6 protein-coding genes are annotated in these 5,547 nt (G+C 66.8%); 5 read left to right on the top strand and 1 reads right to left on the bottom strand.

The annotated features are described in order from the left end of the window. The first annotated feature begins 374 nt into the window (after positions 1 to 374). Together FQY64_RS14465 and FQY64_RS14460 are read left to right on the top strand one after the other, a co-directional pair. The gene (locus FQY64_RS14465) at positions 375 to 1,736 is read left to right on the top strand and encodes a sigma-54-dependent transcriptional regulator (protein WP_186761046.1); all 1,362 of its coding nucleotides are present in this window, start codon (positions 375 to 377) and stop codon (positions 1,734 to 1,736) included. Further along, entirely contained in the window at positions 1,733 to 1,942 is a 210-nt protein-coding gene (locus tag FQY64_RS14460) for a hypothetical protein (RefSeq protein ID WP_146475426.1), read from the top strand. Before FQY64_RS14465 ends, FQY64_RS14460 begins: the two co-directional genes overlap by 4 nt. Before the next feature lie 520 nt (positions 1,943 to 2,462). On the opposite strand, the gene FQY64_RS14455 is transcribed toward FQY64_RS14460, so the two are convergent. Then, a complete protein-coding gene (locus FQY64_RS14455) occupies positions 2,463 to 3,458 on the bottom strand; it encodes an integron integrase (protein ID WP_146475424.1) in 996 nt (331 codons plus the stop codon). 227 nt (positions 3,459 to 3,685) lie between these two features. Between FQY64_RS14455 and FQY64_RS14450 the strand changes: the two genes are divergently transcribed. The 3 genes from FQY64_RS14450 to FQY64_RS14440 all read left to right on the top strand — a co-directional run bounded on the left by FQY64_RS14450 (position 3,686) and on the right by FQY64_RS14440 (position 5,426). After that, a complete protein-coding gene (locus FQY64_RS14450) occupies positions 3,686 to 4,051 on the top strand; it encodes a hypothetical protein (protein ID WP_146475422.1) in 366 nt (121 codons plus the stop codon). A 559-nt stretch (positions 4,052 to 4,610) separates the two neighbouring features. Further along, on the top strand, positions 4,611 to 4,922 hold the full coding sequence (locus FQY64_RS14445) for a hypothetical protein (protein WP_146475420.1): 312 nt from the start codon (positions 4,611 to 4,613) through the stop codon (positions 4,920 to 4,922). 60 nt (positions 4,923 to 4,982) lie between these two features. After that, positions 4,983 to 5,426 carry a hypothetical protein gene (locus tag FQY64_RS14440; RefSeq protein ID WP_146475418.1) on the top strand — a complete coding sequence of 148 codons (444 nt, stop codon included), beginning with the start codon at positions 4,983 to 4,985 and terminating at the stop codon, positions 5,424 to 5,426. Positions 5,427 to 5,547: the final 121 nt, after the last annotated feature.

Raw genomic sequence — 5,547 nt, 5'->3', positions numbered from 1 at the left:
CGGGCGCGGCGGCGTCGGCCGGCGGCGTGGTGCCGGCGGCGTCGGTGGGCGCGGCCGCGGTGCCGCTGCCCGCGGCGGTGTCCGGCGTGGCCGCATCGTCCACGCCGCGGTCGGCGCAGGCGCTCAGCGCGGCCAGCAGCGCGAGGGCCAGCACGTGGGGTCGCATGTTCATCGCAGCTCTCCTCGAATGGGTCGGTGGCGGTTCCGATATCCCCTTTTCACGCAAATCGCGTTCCAGCGCGGTGACGATCGCCGCTTGCACTTTTTTCACATCGCCGAACTTGTTGCGTTCGCGTGTGCGCGGCGATGCGCGACGGCGACGCCGGATTCACCGCGTCACCACTACGCTGCACGGGATCGATGGATATGGACGTATGGACCTGACGCCTCCCCCGATGCGTGAAAGCCAGCCGACGCTGCTGATCGTCGACGACGACCGCGAGTTCGCGAACTCCGCCGCCGACTACGCGCGCGCGCGCGGGTTCATCCCCTACCAGGCCCATTCGCTGGCGCAATCGCGCCAATACGCCCACCTGCCGTCGCTGGATCTGCTGCTGCTGGATCTGACGCTGCCGGACGGCAGCGGCTTCGACCTGCTGCAGGAACTCGACCTGCCCGAACACGGCCGGGTGGCGATCGTCACCGGCCAGCCGTCGGTGGAGAGCGCGGCGCGCGCGGTGTCGCTGCCGGTGGCCGATTACCTGATCAAGCCGCTCAAGCCCGAGCAGTTCGACTCGCTGCTGGACACCGCCGCCGCGCGCGCGCGGCCGGCGCGCGCCGACTGCGCCGGCATGGTCGGCGAGTGCGTGGCGATGCGCCGGGTGATCCGCGACATCGGCCGCGTCGCGCGCAGCACCGCCACCGTGCTGATCGTGGGCGAGAGCGGCACCGGCAAGGAGCTGGTCGCGCGCGCGCTGCACGAGCAGAGCGGCCGCCGCGGCCCGTTCGTCGCGGTCAACTGCGGCGCGATCGCGCCCGACCTCTTGGCGAGCCACCTGTTCGGCCACGAACGCGGCGCGTTCACCGGCGCGTCCAATCGCCACATCGGCTATTTCGAGCAGGCCAACCACGGCACGCTGTTCCTGGACGAGATCACCGAGATGCCCGCGCAGTTGCAGACCTACCTGCTGCGCGTGCTGGAGACCAACGTGATCACCCGCGTCGGCGGCACCGAGGCGATCGCCACCGACGTGCGCGTGGTGGCGGCGACCAACCGCGACCCGCTGCGCGCGGTGGAGGACGGCACGCTGCGCGAGGACCTGTTCTACCGGCTGGCCGACTTCACCCTCGAACTGCCGCCGCTGCGCGCGCGCGGCCACGACATCCTGCTGCTGGCGCGGCTGTTCCTCGACCGCCTCAACCAGCACTACAACACCCGCAAGCGCTTCGCCGCCGGCACCGAGCGCGTGCTGCTGCAACACACCTGGCCCGGCAACGTGCGCGAGCTGCGCAGCGCCGTGCAGCGCGCGTACCTCACCTGCGATGGCGACGAGATCGCGGTGCAGCCCGGCTACCGCAAGCTGGCGCCGGTGCACCACGACGCCACCACCATCACCTTCCACGTCGGCATGACCTACGCCGAAGTCGAACGCGAAATGCTGCTGAAGACGCTGGAGCACTTCGGCAACGACCGCACCCGCACCGCCGAAGCGCTGGGCGTGAGCGTGCGCACGATCCACAACCAGCTCGCGCGCCTGCGCGCGAACGGCGCCGGCAACGGCAGCGCCGCCCGATGAGCACGGCGCCGGACCTCAGCGGCCAGGGCGCCCGCGCCGACTGGCTGCATCGCCTGCGCAACGAGCTCAACACCATCGGCCTGGCCGCCGCCGCCGCGCAGTTGCTGATGGAACGCGGCGACCGCGTCGGCACCCAGGACAACCTCAAGCGCGTGCGCGACGCCTGCACCCGCTGCGCCCGCCTGCTCGACGAGCCGCCGGTGTAAAGCCCGGCGGCCCCACATCGCGGCGAGCCGCTCTCCCCACCCGCACCGAGCCCCCCCTCTCCCTCGCGCAGCGGGGGCAGCTCGTCGACGCCTCGCCTTGACGCGGTACCAGCCTCTCCCCCGCGCAGTGGGGCGAGGGTTGGGGTGAGAGGGCGCGCCAAGGGCGCACGCACCCACGCCAAACTCCCTCACCCTCAGCGAACACCCCTCTCCTCCCACCCCGTGGAGAGAGGCTTGGGGTGAGGGGGCGCGCCAAAGGCGCGCACACCCGCAGCGACCCCACACCCGGCGAATCCCCCTCTCCCTCGCTGGGAAAGAGGACCGGGGTGAGGTCCGGACCCAACCGCACACACCCCTCCAGCTTCCCCCACCGCAACGCCCCCCTCTCCCCCACCCCGTGGGGGAGAGGGTTGGGGTGAGGGGGCGCGCCAAAGGCGCGCACACCCGCAGCGACCTCACACCCGGCGAATCCCCTCTCCCTCGCTGGGACAGAGACACGAGGGTGAGGGCCCCCATTCCGCTAAACCCCCGCCCCATCCAGCGGACTGCGCACCGCCCGCGCACCGCGGTTCAACACGTGCGTGTAGATCTGCGTCGTCGACACATCCTCGTGCCCGAGCAGCTCCTGCACCGTGCGGATGTCGTACCCGGCCTCCAGCAGATGGGTCGCGAACGAATGCCGCAGCGTGTGCGCCGTCACCGGCTTCGCCAGCCCCGCGGCCAGTCGCGCCCGTCGCAGTGCGCGCGAAAACACCGCATCGTCGAGATGATGGCGGCGCTCCACCCCGTCGCGCGGATCGCGCGAGCGGCGCGACGCCGGAAACACGTACTGCCATCCCGGCTCGCGCGGCGCGCCCGGATACTTGCGGGCCAACGCATGCGGCAGCCACACCGCGCCGAAACCCGCATCCAGATCGGCCCGGTGCCACGCCAACGCGCGCTCGATCTGCCGCTGCAGCGGTTCCACCAGAGACGCCGGCAACACCGTGCGCCGGTCCTTCGCGCCCTTGCCGGCGCGCACGGTGATCTCGCTGCGCGCGAAATCCACGTCCTTCACGCGCAGACGCAGCCCCTCCATCAACCGCAGCCCGGCGCCGTACAGCAGGCTGGCCAGCAGCCAGGGAGTACCGTCCAGATGCCGCAGCAGCGTCTGCACCTCGTCCCGCGCAAGCACGGTCGGCACCCGCACGGGCCGCTTCGCCCGCACCACATTGTCCAGCCAGGGCAGCGCCTGTCCGAGCACCTCGCGATAGAGGAAAAGCAGCGCCGCCAGCGCCTGGTTCTGCGTGCCCGCAGCCACCCGTCCCGCGACCGCGAGATGGCTCAGGAAAGCCTCGACCTCCGCCGCGCCCAGTTCGCGCGGATGCCTGCGGCCGTGAAACAGCACGAACCGCCAGATCCAACGGACGTACGCCTGCTCCGTGCGCAGGCTGTAATGCCGCGCCCGTATCCGCTCCCGAACCACCTGCAGCAACCCCGGCCGCCGCGCCACCCCACCCGTGGCATGCCCTTCCATATACGCCCTGCCTCCATGCGCGTAACCGTTACGCCCTCAGATAACACCCCACCGCCCATCCTCCCGCCTCCATCCCCCGGCCGCCATCAGCGCAAACCCTTGGCCGCCCTGAGAACGCGCCTTGACCGCAGCCGGAAAGAGTCTGAACATCCCGTGCATATCCCCGCTCGTGGGGACTAATTGGTGTTAGAGGCATGAGGTACTCATCCGGCCGCGGACCGCAATCTATGGCTTCCATTACTTACGCCGCTATGGCAATGGGGCTGGGAGCGCCCTTTTTCACGCAGGGAGAAGAAAGATTGGACATGCTGTGGCAGATATACATGAGCCCCATGTTTGACCAAGAACCTGTTATGCCGTTGGCTTTCTCTGCAGTAGCCTCACTCGGGCTATGTTTGCTCTACTTCAGCAAATATTTTTCAACATTTAGCTCTCGCCCCTCTACCGGGCGAGCAAGTGCAGTCTTGTCATTTGTGTTGTTATTCAATGCACTCATTAACTTCGGTCATTTGGTCGTCTATGGATTCCTCGCAGCTTTCATCTTTACACTTTGGGCATGGTGGCGCTCCGATCCCGAAGACAGTTGGCTATGAATAACCCGCCTCTAACATTTCGCTCCAGCGGGACGCGCCGCAAGCGGCGCGCCCCTGAGCTTCAACGTTAGGCGCCTATGGATGCAGTGGAGCTCGTGCAAGATGACACTTCCGTGATCACGGAGGTACGCACCAGCTTCTCGAAGCCATTGGCTCTGGCAGCGGCGTTTCGGAGCATTGTCCGGCACTTTCCTCCCGCGCCACTTCGTCGTGTCGTGCGTCAGATGCGGCGTGGCTCGCTCGAGCCAACTGCGGCGGCGTTGGAATCGGTCCTGTGCTCTGCGGCATACATCCATTTCAGCGCCGATCCTGTCGTGGCGGGTGTGCGCCTACCCGCTGTCTGGGTATATGTAGATTCCGTTCGACTGGACCTCGGATACACCCCTGGGCCAGAGTGGTCCCCTACTCGAGTGGCGGGCCTGGTCAGGCTTGCTCGCGAGCTCCGGCAGTTTGGTGCGGTAGTGGAAGAGCCGTGGGCGCAGTTGATCGGTACGGCGCCTAACAATTCGTCCAAGCCGACGCCGCTTCGCGGCGCGGCTTAACTCAGGTGTTAGGCCCCATGTCCGCAGCAGCGTCGCACCGCACGTTCCTACAGGCTGCAGTTCGTCACTGGCGCTATTTCTCGCTGGCATGGGCGGTCCCCGTCATGCTGTACCTGGGCGGCGTGCTCGGCTTGGTAAATGGCACAACCTTTTCTCTTGTGCTCGTGCCCTTGTTCTTCGCCGGGCAGCTTTTAGCGTACCTGCCGTACCGCCGTCGCCTGATCGGTTACTGGGCGCTCGTGTTTTGGGCCATGCTCGTACCGCTGCTCATCTGGGCAGCGCTGGTCTTTGGGGTTGGGCTTCTCGGCGGGTCACTCGCTGGGGCCTAACAATTCGTCCAAGCCGACGCCGCTTCGCGGCGCGGCTTAACTCAGGTGTTAGGCATCTGTATGAGATTCTCTGATCCCGTGAGTCATCTTAGAAGCCACTTCTCGCAGGAGTATCTCGGGCAGCTGCGCAACACCGCCTTGGCTGCCGCAGGATTCTCGGCAGGCCTCATCGTCCTGCTTGCGCAGACGAAAGGCCAAGCTACCTACAGCGAGGTCTCACTTTGGGCGGCGATCGCCTCTCTGGTGATTTGGCTTTTCGCCTGGCAGTACGTTCTCCCATACATCGTGCACGGCGAGCGCACGTACAACCATTTCAACTTCAACTTGGCCGCCCTGCTTACACTGAGCGGGTTGACCGCGCTGCTAACTGCCGTTGTTGCTATCGTTTGGCGACTTTCTGTTTGCGCCGGCATTGTTCTCACGGCTCTTAGCGGCATCTTGGCAATCGCAGTCTTGTTCCACAACTGGGCAGTCGATCGTCATTGCAACGGGTCAGATGCCTAACAATTCGTCCAAGCCGACGCCGCTTCGCGGCGCGGCTTAACTCAGGTGTTAGGCCCCGCATGAAGCATTCGTCGGCCCCGTTCGTCCTTGCGCTGCTTCTCTGGGTTACGCCAGTCCAAGC

This window comes from Vulcaniibacterium thermophilum (genome assembly GCF_007923255.1).
Classification (GTDB): Bacteria; Pseudomonadota; Gammaproteobacteria; order Xanthomonadales; family Xanthomonadaceae; genus Lysobacter_F; species Lysobacter_F thermophilum.
Note: the sequence above shows the minus strand (reverse complement) of the source record. Positions and strands in the feature narration are given on the sequence as shown.

Bases quoted from the DNA above. Each gene is read 5' to 3' on its own strand.
- FQY64_RS14445 (WP_146475420.1), top strand. From the start codon at position 4,611: ATGTCCGCAGCAGCGTCGCACCGCACGTTCCTACAGGCTGCAGTTCGT.
- FQY64_RS14450 (WP_146475422.1), top strand. From the start codon at position 3,686: ATGGCTTCCATTACTTACGCCGCTATGGCAATGGGGCTGGGAGCGCCC.
- FQY64_RS14465 (WP_186761046.1), top strand. From the start codon at position 375: ATGGACCTGACGCCTCCCCCGATGCGTGAAAGCCAGCCGACGCTGCTG.
- FQY64_RS14455 (WP_146475424.1), bottom strand. From the start codon at position 3,458: ATGGAAGGGCATGCCACGGGTGGGGTGGCGCGGCGGCCGGGGTTGCTG.
- FQY64_RS14440 (WP_146475418.1), top strand. From the start codon at position 4,983: ATGAGATTCTCTGATCCCGTGAGTCATCTTAGAAGCCACTTCTCGCAG.
- FQY64_RS14460 (WP_146475426.1), top strand. From the start codon at position 1,733: ATGAGCACGGCGCCGGACCTCAGCGGCCAGGGCGCCCGCGCCGACTGG.